This is a genomic window from Empedobacter sp. GD03861 (assembly GCF_029840885.1).
GTDB classification, from domain to species: Bacteria; Bacteroidota; Bacteroidia; order Flavobacteriales; family Weeksellaceae; genus Empedobacter; species Empedobacter falsenii_B.
The window spans coordinates 1-12,074 of the sequence record NZ_JAOCDJ010000008.1; the positions used below are offsets into that span (position 1 = coordinate 1).

At 31.7% G+C, this 12,074-nt stretch carries 10 protein-coding genes, 1 tRNA gene and 1 pseudogene; 6 read left to right on the plus strand and 6 right to left on the minus strand.

Features of this window, described 5'->3' with window-relative positions:
- Nucleotides 1-319: 319 nt before the first annotated feature.
- Both N5D03_RS06115 and N5D03_RS06120 read left to right on the plus strand, forming a co-directional pair.
- A complete protein-coding gene (locus tag N5D03_RS06115) occupies nucleotides 320-3,346 on the plus strand; it encodes a SusC/RagA family TonB-linked outer membrane protein (protein WP_280051181.1) in 3,027 nt (1,008 codons plus the stop codon).
- Between the two features lie 14 nt (nucleotides 3,347-3,360).
- Nucleotides 3,361-4,842, plus strand: a complete 1,482-nt coding sequence (locus N5D03_RS06120) for a RagB/SusD family nutrient uptake outer membrane protein (protein ID WP_280051182.1) — start codon at nucleotides 3,361-3,363, stop codon at nucleotides 4,840-4,842.
- 59 nt (nucleotides 4,843-4,901) lie between these two features.
- Here N5D03_RS06120 and N5D03_RS06125 read toward each other — a convergent pair whose 3' ends face one another.
- From N5D03_RS06125 to recF, 3 genes are read right to left on the minus strand one after another with little or no spacing between them, the layout of a single operon-like run.
- A complete protein-coding gene (locus N5D03_RS06125) occupies nucleotides 4,902-5,855 on the minus strand; it encodes an alpha/beta fold hydrolase (protein ID WP_280051183.1) in 954 nt (317 codons plus the stop codon).
- On the minus strand, nucleotides 5,856-6,158 hold the full coding sequence (locus N5D03_RS06130) for a DUF721 domain-containing protein (RefSeq protein WP_280049006.1): 303 nt from the start codon (nucleotides 6,156-6,158) through the stop codon (nucleotides 5,856-5,858).
- Nucleotides 6,155-7,234, minus strand: a complete 1,080-nt coding sequence (gene recF / locus N5D03_RS06135) for a DNA replication and repair protein RecF (protein WP_280051184.1) — start codon at nucleotides 7,232-7,234, stop codon at nucleotides 6,155-6,157. Before recF ends, N5D03_RS06130 begins: the two co-directional genes overlap by 4 nt.
- 162 nt (nucleotides 7,235-7,396) lie before the next feature.
- Here recF and hisS point away from each other — a divergent pair, with 162 nt between their 5' ends.
- From hisS to N5D03_RS06155, 4 genes are all read left to right on the plus strand, one after another.
- Entirely contained in the window at nucleotides 7,397-8,773 is a 1,377-nt protein-coding gene (gene hisS / locus N5D03_RS06140) for a histidine--tRNA ligase (RefSeq protein ID WP_280051185.1), read from the plus strand.
- A gap of 41 nt (nucleotides 8,774-8,814) precedes the next feature.
- Entirely contained in the window at nucleotides 8,815-9,735 is a 921-nt protein-coding gene (locus N5D03_RS06145) for a PfkB family carbohydrate kinase (protein WP_280051187.1), read from the plus strand.
- Nucleotides 9,736-9,813: 78 nt separating this feature from the next.
- Nucleotides 9,814-10,038, plus strand: a complete 225-nt coding sequence (locus tag N5D03_RS06150) for a hypothetical protein (RefSeq protein WP_280049009.1) — start codon at nucleotides 9,814-9,816, stop codon at nucleotides 10,036-10,038.
- A 1-nt stretch (nucleotide 10,039) separates the two neighbouring features.
- The gene (locus tag N5D03_RS06155) at nucleotides 10,040-10,483 is read left to right on the plus strand and encodes a hypothetical protein (protein ID WP_280051188.1); all 444 of its coding nucleotides are present in this window, start codon (nucleotides 10,040-10,042) and stop codon (nucleotides 10,481-10,483) included.
- A gap of 42 nt (nucleotides 10,484-10,525) precedes the next feature.
- Here the strand turns inward: N5D03_RS06155 and N5D03_RS06160 are convergent.
- The 3 genes and pseudogenes from N5D03_RS06160 to N5D03_RS06170 all read right to left on the minus strand — a co-directional run bounded on the left by N5D03_RS06160 (nucleotide 10,526) and on the right by N5D03_RS06170 (nucleotide 12,053).
- Nucleotides 10,526-10,599 (minus strand) — tRNA-Arg (locus N5D03_RS06160).
- Between the two features lie 85 nt (nucleotides 10,600-10,684).
- Nucleotides 10,685-11,314 (minus strand): annotated as a pseudogene (locus N5D03_RS06165) (LURP-one-related family protein); the annotation flags it as partial.
- A 43-nt stretch (nucleotides 11,315-11,357) separates the two neighbouring features.
- On the minus strand, nucleotides 11,358-12,053 hold the full coding sequence (locus tag N5D03_RS06170; protein WP_125350778.1) for a YjjG family noncanonical pyrimidine nucleotidase: 696 nt from the start codon (nucleotides 12,051-12,053) through the stop codon (nucleotides 11,358-11,360).
- Nucleotides 12,054-12,074 lie beyond the last annotated feature (21 nt).

A 12,074-nucleotide genomic window follows, 5' to 3' on the forward strand; every position in this document is an offset into this window, starting at 1 on the left:
TTATTATAAATAACATTTTATTAGATAGGCTACTGTTTTTACAGTAGCCTATTTTTATTGTCTTAAAGTTTAATTTTTAATATTTTTTATCTTTTTGTATCCAACAATATTCTAATATGGTTAATGAGATTTAAGTTGTATTTGATAAATATTGCATCTATTTTCGGCTTTTTATAGAAAATATAGGCTTTATTATTAATAATATACCTTTATGATGAAAAAAAAATTAAATACTTGATAAATAAAAAAAATACTTAACTTTTTGGAAATCTTAAAAAAAAGTTAGAGTTTTGTCTAAAATGTTATAAAAATTAAAACTATGAGGAGAAGATTAACATCTTTGGGTTTACTAGCTTTCCTAGGATTAGGAACAATGGCTTTTGCTCAAGTTACGGGTGTAGTTAACGATGCTAACAATTTTCCAGAGTCAGACGTAGAGGTTACTGTAAAAGGTACAGATAAAGTTGCGTATACTGACGAGAACGGAAATTTTAACATTGATGCTAAAGTTGGTGATACAATTATTATCAATGGAAAAGAATTTAAAGTAACTTCTACTAATTTAGGAGCTTTAAAATATGATACTGAATCTAAAGATATTTCTTTAGGGGAAGTTACTATATTAGGAGGTATTAAATTAGATCCTGCACAAAAGATTGGATCTTACGAAACAGTAAAAAAAGAAGCTTTTGAAAATACTCCTGTGGCTTCTGTTGATGAGGTATTAAATGGACGTGTCGCTGGTTTAAACTTTTCTACAGGAGGAGGGCAACCAGGATCAGCTAATATTATTGCTATTCGTGGAGCAGGATCCTTTGTTGGTACAACAAATCCTTTGTATGTAATTGATGGAGTTGTTGTTGGAAAAGGAGCAGATAATGCTGGTTTAATGACGTCATTTAATCCATTGTCTTCAATTGATCCTAATCAAATTGAAAATGTAACCGTACTTAAAGATGCTTCAGCAACTGCATTATATGGTGCTCGTGGGGCAAATGGTGTTATTGTAGTAACTACTAAACGTGGTAAGTTTAATCAGGCTACTAAATTTAATATTTCTACCGATTTTGCTGTTCAAGACGAAGCTTATAATGAAAATAAGTTCATGAATGCTCAAGAATTTATTCAATGGGGAGGTTTATTAAGATATAATTCTGGATTAGCTACTTCAAGAGAGGCAGGAGAGGAGTACTTTAAAACTTATACTGGATGGGATGGAGTAACTGATACGGATTGGAGAGATGCCGTACAGCGAAATACATCTACGGTTAAAACATATAATTTTTCAGCTCAAGGAGGTGGAGAAAACACTTCATTTAGAGCAGGATTTAGCTACTATGAAAATAACCCTTTAACTCTTTATAGTGGGTTTGATAGATTGAGTACAAGTCTTGCATTTGACCATAAAGCATCAGAAAAATTTAAGTTAGGTGCAAATGTTAATTTTACTACAGTAAAAAATAATACTTATATGGATGGTGGGGCTTTCTCTAACCCTTGGTTAACACAATGGACAGTAAGACCAATTACACCTATTTACAATGCAGATGGTTCATATAACGTTAATCTTGGTGGTGCAGGAGGTCATAACCCTGTAGCAGTACAGGAATATAGTCATATACAAGGTAATATTAATACATTTTTAACTTCTGTTTACGGAACATATAATTTTACTAAAGATTTAACTTTTGATACGAACTTTGGTGCACAATACCAAACTTTAGCAGAAGAACAATGGTATAACCCTTGGTATGGAGATGGTGTTTCTGTGAACGGACGTCTTTACGAAACAGATTCTAAATATTTTGATTGGAACTGGGTTAATACATTAGGATATAGAAAAGTAATTAATGAGGTTCATGATTTTCAAGCTAATGTTGGTATGGAATACCAAGAGCATAAAATGAAATATGCTTTTGCTCATGGAACAGATTTCTTAATTCCCAAGCCTCAAATGTCAAATGCAGGGACAATTATGGAGGCTGAATCATTTGACAGAAAATGGATTCAATATTCATACTTTGCAAGATTAAATTATATCTTTAATAATAGATTAACTGTCTCAGGACAAGTTCGTAATGATAATAATTCAACTTTAGGAGAAAATAATAAAGGAGGATGGTTTTGGTCTGCAGGAGCGTCTTATAATTTTGCAAAAGATATTAATTCATCTGCAATCGATGTATTAACTATTAGAGGTAATTATGGTGAATTAGGAAATATACCTTATGCAGATTCATGGGGGTCAGTATATAATGGAGTTTCTTTTATGGGAGTATCTAGTATATATGATGAAGACAAAGGTTTCATTGTATCTAATGTAGGAAACCCTGACTTAAAATGGGAAACAACAAAACAATTAAATATTGGTTTAGAATATGGATTTGGTAATGGATTAATTAGTGGTTCTGTTGATGTTTATAGAAAGTTAACAACTGATGCTATTTTTCCTTCTGAAATTTCTTATGATACTCCATCTCCAGTTAATAGAAGTTTTGCTAATATTGGAGAAATTGAAAATAAAGGTATTGAAGCAATTTTGACAGTTCGTCCATTTAATAAAGGAGACTTTAGATGGTCATTAACAGCAAATGCTTCTTATAATAAATCAGAAGTAGGTAAAATGTTAGATCCAGATGCCAGATATTTAGCAGGAGGTATGAAAGCTATACAAGAAGGACGTGAGTTTGGAGAATACTATACTTACGGATGGGCAGGTGTTGATAAAGAAACTGGAGCAGGATTGTACTGGACAGATGAGACAAAAACAGCAACTACAAGTGACAGAACTAAAGCACAACAATTCTTTCAAGGAACAACACCTTTCCCAAAATGGATGGCAGGTTTAAGAACAGATATGTCTTGGAAAAATATAACATTAAGCGCATTTTTTGCAGGTTCATTTGACTATCAAGTTTATGACTCTTGGCAATCTTACACTTTATCTGATGGTGCTTCTGTTACATATAACCAAAATTCGAGTGCATTATATGATTCTTGGACTCCAGAAAATACAGATGCTTCAAATCCTATTCAAACATGGGGGAATGGAACAAATTCAAGAGCTGCATCTTCAAGATATTTAAAAGATGGTGATTTTATTCGCCTAAAAGAATTAAAGTTGGCATATAGTTTTGGAGATAAATTAAAAAATGCAGGTATCGATAATTTAACGATTTATTTAAGAGGTCAGAATTTAATCACTTGGGTTTTTGATGATACATTAACATTTGATCCAGAATCTAATTCTAATGCTTACTCTTATGGCTGGCAAGGAAAAGGAGTGTTCGATTATACTTCTCCTATTATGAAAAGTTATTCAATTGGATTATCTATTGACTTCTAAAAAATTATAAAAAAATGAAAAAAAATATATTTGTATTATCATTATTTACTATAACTTTAGGTTTTACATCATGTAGTGAAGATGATTTGAACCAATTTCCTGATTACGGTATTGGTATGCCAAATGGAGGGAATCCTATAACTGATGAGACAACTATGGCAAAAGTATTAACAGGAATGTATCAACAAATGTCAACTGCTGATGCTTTTGCGTCAACAATCCCAGTTGTTGGTAGTGTTGCATCTGATGACTTTTTTGTTAGTACAAACAATAGTGGTTATTATTTAACAACGAGCAATTTATCTTGGACACCATCATCTTCAGATTTTACAGTTGCTTATAATGAGTTGTATGATGTTGTTGCTCAGGCTAATATTGTGCTAAATGCTACTATTGAAGAAACTACTGCAGTTAAAAAATATAAAGCACAAGCATATACTGCAAGAGGAATGGCTCACTTATATTTAGCAATGGGATGGGCAGAGAATCCTACATCTGGAAAAAACCAAGAATATGGTATAGCTATCTATACTGGTAATTTTGATCCAAACTTAAAATCACCTCGATCTACAGTTGAAGAAACATACAATTCTATTATCGAAGATTTGAAAAAAGGGATTGATTCTTCTAATGACACACCTGCAAGTAAAGCATATTTATCAGCTACATCTGCTAGATTATTATTAGCTAAAGCATATTTATGGAAAGGAGATTATGCAAACGCAATATCTATGGCAAATGAAGCTATTAATAGCGCTCCTGCTAGGTTTTCTTTACTAAAAAATAGTCAAGTTGTTAATTATTTTTATGGTGCAACAGGAGCTTCTGAGAGTGAGTTTGAAAATCAACCTGAGACAGTTTGGGAAGTAGGTTTAACAGCTTTAAATAACCCAGGTGTTAATACATCTATGGGTGTGTTATTTGATTATTTAGATCCAACAAATAGAACAGGTGCTGAAGCAGGTTTGAATGCAAGAAGATCAATTTTAGCAAGACAATCATTATATGATTTATACAATGATGGAGATGTTCGTAAATCATTATTTGTAAAAGATACACGTACTTTTGATACTCCTAGTGGTTATTTTATAAACAAGTATAGAAAAACTGTTGGAGGAGTTAATAATATTGGTAATATCAAAATTTTACGTTTAACTGAAGCTAAATTTATCAAGTGGGAGGCAATGGCTAAATCAGGTCAAGGAGCAACTGCTCTAGCTGAACTTAATACATTTGCATTAGAGAGAGGTGGAACTACTTATTCAGGGGACGCCTTAACAGCAGTTTTAACTGAGAAGAGAAAAGAGTTTGCTGGTGAAGGACAACGTTTTTATGATTTAAAACGTAATAATTTACCTATGAACAAAATCTCTAATGTTCCTGCAGGAGCTGTTTCTACTGTAGCGGCTGGAGATAAATTATTTGTTTTCCCAATCCCGTCTTATTCGATTAATGTTAATACGAATATGACACAATATCCTGGTTGGGGTAATTAATAAAATTGATAATCTCACAAAAACCTCGAAGTAGACTTCGGGGTTTTTGTTTTTTTATGTTATTTAACAAACTCCCAAGCTCTAATTTCAGCCCAAGAATGTTTATTGTTTTCTAAAGGGAAACCGCAATGACCACCGTATTTTGGCATTTCAAAAGTGCAGAATTTATGATTTTTAAAACGTTTGATAGGATAACAATCATTTCCTAAAAAAGGATCATTAGCTGCATTTACAATCAAACACGGTGTTTTGATATTGTCCAAAACAGTTGTAGGAGAAGCTTTGTGATAATAATCTTCTTTAGATGAATAACCATGTAAAGCTGCTGTAAAATATTCGTCTACTTCATCAAAAGTTTTGATTTTATCAATCATTTCTTCATTCAAAATACCTGGAAACTGTTTTGCTTTCGTTTTAAATTTTGGAACTAGTGTTCGCTTAAAATTTTTAAAATAAACAGTATTTGGAAATATTTTCAATGTATCGGCACAAGATTTTAGAGAAATAGGTGCAGAAAAAACAACAGCAGATTTTATCTTGTTCGAAACTTCATAACTTCCAAGGTAATTCAAAACCAAAGCACCACCCATCGAATAGCCAATCAAAGAAATTTCTTGATAATTTTCTTTCAACGCTTTTTCTATAACTCTGTGTACATCATCAATAGAACCATGATGATAAAGTCTGCAAGTTTTATTCATTTCGCCTCCACAAGTTCTGTGATTCCAAGCCAAAATATTAAATCCTTTGTTGTAAAAATAATCTGAACAGGAATTAAGATATGTTCGTTTCGAATCACCTTCTAAACCATGAAAAAGGATGATTAATTTGTCTTTATTATTTTGAAATCGCCAATCCAAATTAAGAAAATCACCATCGTCGGTTTTCATTTTTTCTCTTGTGTAATTTGGAATAGGATATTTCTTGAATTTCGCTGGAATAATGGTAGAAAGATGTGCGTTTCGATTAATGAAATTAGGTTTCGGATAACTCGAATGTTCTATGTAAGGCATTTAAAATATTTTTACGTCAATTAAGAAATCCTTTTTAATTTCCTCGTTTATATTAGCTAGAATTTTCGATTTTCCCATCAATAATTCTTGTCGCATTGCAGGAGAATTAATTTTTACATACAAAATCCTTTGCCTTACTTCAACTCGATCTGTATATTTCTCGAAAAACTTTCCCATCACCGTTTGCCAAGCCTCTTCTGCTTTCACTTCCCAAATCAATTCTTCCTTTCCACTTTGTTTAATGAAATGCTCTAAAGCTTGACCAAGCGTTTGCTGATTACTTCTTTTTTCGTACTTTTTCATAAACGGAAAACTTTACTTTCAGAATTAATTTGTTTAATGATTTGCTCCGTTCTTTCGGGATGTGTATCAGTGATAAAAATCTGTCCGAATCGTTCTTCGTTTACTAATTTAATCAATTGTGTCACACGGTGTTCGTCCAATTTATCAAAAATATCGTCCAATAATAACAAAGGAGTGATGTTTAATGAAGATTTGATGACTTCTAATTGGGCTAATTTCAATGCAATTAAATACGATTTTTGTTGACCTTGCGAACCAAATTTCTTGATTGGATAATTGGTAATCGTAAACAATAAATCATCTTTATGTATTCCGGCTGTCGAATATTGCGTCGAACGATCTTTGTACAAAGCTTTTTTCAGAACCGTTTCAAAAGGTGCATCATTTAATTGCGAAACATATTCGATGTTCACTTTTTCTCGACCTTCTGAAATTTCATTGTAATATTTTAGGAAAGCTTCCAAAAAAGTTTGAATAAATTCTTTTCGAACTTCATGTATTTTCTTTCCTAAATGAATCAATTCTTCATCATAAATTTCCAAAGAAGTTGAATCAAATGTATTATTTGCAGCAAAGTATTTTAGCAAGGCATTTCGTTGAACTAAAACCTTGTTGTATCGCATCAAATCAGCTAAATATTGCTTATTCGATTGCGAAATAATATTATCCAAAAATTTGCGTCGAACTTCACTTCCTTCTTTGATTAAATCACTGTCATAAGGTGAAATCATCACTAAAGGATATTGACCAATATGATCAGAAATACGATCATACGATTTAGAATTTCGTTTTAATTGTTTGGGCTGACCAGAACGAACCAAGCAAAAAATCACATCAGCAGATTCATTTCGATCAAAAGTACCTTCTAATGTAAAAAAATCACAATCAAACTGAATATTCATCGCATCCGAATGATTCAGATACGATTTACTTAAAGCCAAATAGTGAATAGCATCCAAAATATTGGTTTTGCCTTTTCCATTTTGTCCTACAAAAGCATTAATTTTTGGTGAAAATTCGAAATTATTTTCATCAAAATTCTTGAATTGTCGCGCTTTAAGTTCTTTCAAATACATGAAAGCAAAATTACGATATTAATTAAGATTTACGATTGACGAAGTTTGATTTATGATTTTTTATAATGATTTTCAATCCTAAAACAATGATTTTGAAACAAAATGTCGAGTTAAAAATCAAAATGATGTATTTTTGCATCTTTAAAAGAAAGATTTAGAAAAATGGCAATTCAAAAACCATCGATTCCAAAAGGGACAAGAGATTTCTCGCCTTTAGAAGTGAATCGTCGTCAATATATTATCAACACGATTAAAAAACAATTCGTGTTATTCGGATTTTCTCCAATCGAAACTCCATCATTCGAAAATTTATCAACTTTAACAGGTAAATATGGAGAAGAAGGAGACAGATTAATTTTCAAGATTTTGAATTCTGGAGATTATTTAGCAAAAGTTGATGAGCAATTGTTAACAGATAGAAACAGTCAAAAAGTAATTGCTCAAATTTCTGAAAAAGCGTTGCGCTACGATTTAACTGTGCCTTTCGCACGTTATGTGGTACAACATCAGAATGAAATTACATTTCCTTTCAAACGCTACCAAATTCAACCAGTTTGGCGTGCTGATCGTCCTCAAAAAGGTCGTTTCCGTGAGTTTTTTCAATGTGATGCGGATGTTGTAGGTTCGGATTCGTTGTTACAAGAAGTTGATTTTGTACAATTATATGATTCAGTTTTTACAGAATTAAAAACGCCAGTTGAAATTCATATCAATAACCGCAAAATTTTATCAGGTTTAGCAGAAGTAGCAGATATTTCGGCTCAATTGATTGATTTTACTGTGGCTTTAGATAAGTTGGATAAAATTGGTGAAGAAGCGGTGAAAGAAGAAATGCGTGGAAAAGGAATTTCTGATTCTGCGATTGAAATTTTATCACCTTTATTCTCAATGAATGGAGATTATAAAACACAATTTGCTCAATTAAAAGAAATTTTAAAATCTTCAGAAACTGGATTAAAAGGAATTGAAGAATTAGAATTTGTTTTTGAAAATACAACAATTATTGGTTTACAATCTGCTGAATTAGTATTAAACTTAACATTAGCACGTGGTTTAGATTATTATACAGGAGCTATTTTCGAAGTGAAAGCGAAAATTGGAGAATTCTCTTCATCTATTGGTGGTGGAGGTCGCTACGATGATTTGACAGGAATTTTCGGATTAAAAGATATTTCTGGAGTTGGAATTTCTTTCGGATTAGATCGTACGTATTTAGTTTTAGAAGAAAATAATTTATTCCCAGCTTTAGAAGATTCAACAAATATTCAAGCATTGTTCATTAATTTCGGAACGAATGAAGCTACTGAAGCAATGAAATTGGTGAAACAATTACGTCAAAGTGGGATCAATACAGAGGTTTATCCTGATGATGCAAAAATGAAAAAGCAAATGGGATATGCTGATAAAAAAGGAATTAAGAAAGTAATTCTTTTAGGAGAAAAAGAAATTGCAGAGCAAAAAGCGACGGTAAAAGATATGATTTCGGGAGAACAAACCGAAGTTGCTTTTGTTGATTTAGCGAATGCACTTATTTCTTAAAAGTTCTATATATTTGCAAACTATTTAATTAAGAATATAAAATGAGTTTATTAACAGTTGGTACAGTTGCCTTTGATAAATTAGAATCTCCTTTCGGGAAAACAGATAAAATCTTAGGTGGTGCCGCTACATATATCGGTATGGCGTCTTCTTTATTGGGCGTGGATACTGCAATCGTTTCAGTTGTTGGTGGAGATTTTCCACAAGAATACATCGATTTATTAATTTCAAAAGGAATTAATTTAGATGGTTTAGAAATCGTAAAAGAAGGAAAAACATTCTTTTGGGAAGGTAAATATCACAACGATTTGAACACACGTGATACGTTAGCAACAGAATTGAATGTTTTAGAAACTTTTAATCCAGTTGTTCCTCAAGATCGTAAATCTCCAGACGTTTTGATGTTAGGAAACTTACATCCATTGGTACAAAAAGGAGTGTTAACGCAGTTAGAAAAACGTCCAGGATTAGTTGTTTTAGATACAATGAACTTTTGGATGGATTGTGCTTGGAACGAGTTGATGGATGTGATCAAAGATGTTGATGTAATTTCTATTAATGACGAAGAAGCGCGTCAAATGTCAGGTGAATATAGTTTAGTGAAAGCGGCTAAAAAAATCATGACTTTTGGACCAAAAACTGTTATCATCAAAAAAGGTGAACACGGAGCTTTATTATTCCAAGGAGAACAAGTTTTCTTTGCACCAGCTTTACCATTAGAAGATGTATTTGATCCAACAGGAGCAGGAGATACATTCGCAGGAGGTTTTTCTGGATACTTAGCTAAAACGAATGACTATTCTTTCGATAACATGAAACGTGCAATTGTTTACGGATCTGCATTAGCATCTGTAACATGTGAAAAATTTGGTACAGAATCATTAGGAGCTTTAACGCGTGATGGTTTAGCTGAACGTTTGAAAGCATTCAAAAAATTAATGGATTTTTCAATTAATTTATAATAGAATTATTCATCAAAATATTTAAAGCCTTGCATTTGCAAGGCTTTTTTGTTTTATATTAGATTGTAAATAATTTATATGCAAGCTATTTTTGAAATAATTTTTATTGTGATTGGTGAACTTATAGTAGAAATTTTTGGAATAAGAGTTCGATATATTATTTTAAAACTATTTAATCCGAAGTTAAATTTTGAGGAATTTTCTCAAAATAAATCGGGTTGGCATAAATGTTATAATGCCGTAGTAGGTATGTTAATTCTAATTGGATTAATATTTGGTGTTGCTTTTTTATATTTTAATTAAAATGAAAAATAAAATTATTCACGTTTTGATCCTCGCATTTTCTTCATTGCTTTCGGGTATATTAATTTCGAAGATGTCTTTTATAGGGAAAATAGGAATCACAATTATTTATAACGAATACACAATTCTTAAATCTTGGTGGAAAACAGCCTTGTTATTATTCGCTATACAAGCCGTTATTTTTATTGTATTATCTATTTGGAATGAGAAAACAACGAAACGTTTTAAACGTTTGTTATTGCCTCTCATTTTCCTTTTTATGGGAATTATTGGATTAATTTATTGCTATTACGATTTTACTGAAACCTCGCATCGTTTATTGAAAAAGACGTTCCATTTCGGATTTTATATTTTTTGGTTCACGTGGTTTGGGAATTGTATATTCTTTATGACAAAAAAATCTCAAAAAGTAGAAGAAATTCCACAAGAAACAGAAGTGTATTAAAATAAAAAAAGCTCATCAAATCTTGATGAGCTTTTGCTTTTGTGACCGAGACAGGATTCAAACCTGTAACCTCTTGAGCCGTAATCAAGTGCGCTATTCAGTTGCGCCACTCGGCCATTCCTGATAAGAAACTATTGTTCTTATTTTGGACTGCAAATATACAGACTATTTTTGAATCTGCAAATATTTTTTTAAATAAAATTATCCTCGATCTCTGTCTGTAATTAACATCAAGATAAAACTCAATACAAAAAGTGTATCATTTTCGGATGATTGATATTGATTTAATTTAAATTTCCGTCCAAAAAATGAAGGTTCTTTTGATACTTCCATCATTTCTCTTCCTTGTAAATCAGTTAAAACATATTTTGGATTGAAAATATAACCTGAGAAAAATCCTACAACGGGAATTTCTCCAACCATTCCGTCCATCATACGTGTAAAACCACTACGTTCGTTGATTGTAAATAAATGATTATCATTTGCGTCGTAAATATGAAAAGTCGCTTTCCAAAAGGATTTGAAAGTTTTTCGTTTTGCTTTACCAACAACATTTCCGTTCGCATCTGTAATGGTAAAAGTTTGTTGAAAATCGATGATTTTATTCGAACGAAGTTGAAAAAGTTCTTCTTTTTTCGATGAATCACGGTAGATTTTAATCACATCTCGCCACGAAAGAATTTTTTCGCGTACATAAAATACAGGTTGATTATTAGCGTCTGTTACAGAAAAATCATTCGAAAAAGTTGCAATATGAAACTTTATATCAAGCGGAAATTTTAGGTTGCTTAAATTCATAAGTGTTGAGTAATTTTTATCAAAAATAGATTTTTTTCGGACATAAAAAAAGGTTCAGAATTTCTGAACCTTAAGTTTATAAATAATTTCTTACTTCATCTAAATGTGTAATCGTTGGAACATCATCCATCGAAAAATTATCATCTAATCGATCAAAGAAAATCGCCGACATTCCGAAAGCTTTTGCGCCAACAGCGTCCGCAATCCAATCGTCACCAATGTAAATTGATTCATCTTTTTTAGCACCAGATTTTTCCATTGCCAAAGAAAAAATACGAGGATCAGGTTTCAAGATTTTGATTTCGTCTGCATAAGTTACCGTATCAAAATAACCATTTAATTCTGATGTTTCAATTTTACGTTTCGAAACTTCGATAAATCCATTTGTGATAATGTGTAATTGATATTTTGGTTTCAAATAATCCAACAATTCCATTGCTCCATCCACCACTTCATTGTAATTGGTAATCGTTTCCATGTATTCTTCTTCAAAAATCTTTGCTAGAGCATCATTATCAATCCCAAGATTATCAAAAGCTTCTTTGAAACGACGAGCACGTAATTCTTCTTTTGTAATTTTTTTGTCACGAATCAAAGCCCAAAGACCTTCGTTGCTATCGTGATAAAATGGATGAAATTCCTCGAATGTAAAACCATATCTATTTTCTACATCATACTTTTTGTAAAGCTCATCTAGCGCGAGTTTTGCATTTTTTCTGAAATCCCAAAGTGTGTTATCAAGATCGAAAAAAACGTGTTTTATTGTGTTCATAAATGCAAAGCTAAGGATTTT

What these genes read in the sequence shown, in the direction of transcription:
- N5D03_RS06115 (WP_280051181.1), top strand. Translation starts at nt 320, where the DNA reads ATGAGGAGAAGATTAACATCTTTGGGTTTACTAGCTTTCCTAGGATTA.
- N5D03_RS06120 (WP_280051182.1), top strand. Translation starts at nt 3,361, where the DNA reads ATGAAAAAAAATATATTTGTATTATCATTATTTACTATAACTTTAGGT.
- N5D03_RS06125 (WP_280051183.1), bottom strand. Translation starts at nt 5,855, where the DNA reads ATGCCTTACATAGAACATTCGAGTTATCCGAAACCTAATTTCATTAAT.
- N5D03_RS06130 (WP_280049006.1), bottom strand. Translation starts at nt 6,158, where the DNA reads ATGAAAAAGTACGAAAAAAGAAGTAATCAGCAAACGCTTGGTCAAGCT.
- recF (WP_280051184.1), bottom strand. Translation starts at nt 7,234, where the DNA reads ATGTATTTGAAAGAACTTAAAGCGCGACAATTCAAGAATTTTGATGAA.
- hisS (WP_280051185.1), top strand. Translation starts at nt 7,397, where the DNA reads ATGGCAATTCAAAAACCATCGATTCCAAAAGGGACAAGAGATTTCTCG.
- N5D03_RS06145 (WP_280051187.1), top strand. Translation starts at nt 8,815, where the DNA reads ATGAGTTTATTAACAGTTGGTACAGTTGCCTTTGATAAATTAGAATCT.
- N5D03_RS06150 (WP_280049009.1), top strand. Translation starts at nt 9,814, where the DNA reads ATGCAAGCTATTTTTGAAATAATTTTTATTGTGATTGGTGAACTTATA.
- N5D03_RS06155 (WP_280051188.1), top strand. Translation starts at nt 10,040, where the DNA reads ATGAAAAATAAAATTATTCACGTTTTGATCCTCGCATTTTCTTCATTG.
- N5D03_RS06170 (WP_125350778.1), bottom strand. Translation starts at nt 12,053, where the DNA reads ATGAACACAATAAAACACGTTTTTTTCGATCTTGATAACACACTTTGG.